Raw genomic sequence first — 243 nt, 5'->3', positions numbered from 1 at the left:
TTCGGTTGAAGCCTTGGCGGATGAGCGATCATCTGTCGAAGGTTCAACTTGAGAGTTTGATCCTGGCTCAGAACGAACGCTGGCGGCATGCCTAACACATGCAAGTCGAACGGGGTTCAGGTTTCGGCCTGGACTTACGTGGCGCACGGGTGAGTAACACGTGGGAATCTGCCCATCTATGGGGAATAACTGCGGGAAACTGCAGCTAATACCGCATACGCCCTTCGGGGGAAAGGCTTCGGC

At 55.6% G+C, this 243-nt stretch carries 1 rRNA gene; it reads left to right on the top strand.

What is annotated here, in order from left to right:
- Window positions 1–44 precede the first annotated feature (44 nt).
- Window positions 45–243: ribosomal RNA gene (locus tag WG924_RS28300) — 16S ribosomal RNA — on the top strand; the annotation flags it as partial.

It is taken from the genome of Tistrella arctica (assembly GCF_039630945.1).
In the GTDB taxonomy this organism is placed as follows: Bacteria; Pseudomonadota; Alphaproteobacteria; order Tistrellales; family Tistrellaceae; genus Tistrella; species Tistrella bauzanensis.
Note: the sequence above shows the minus strand (reverse complement) of the source record. Positions and strands in the feature narration are given on the sequence as shown.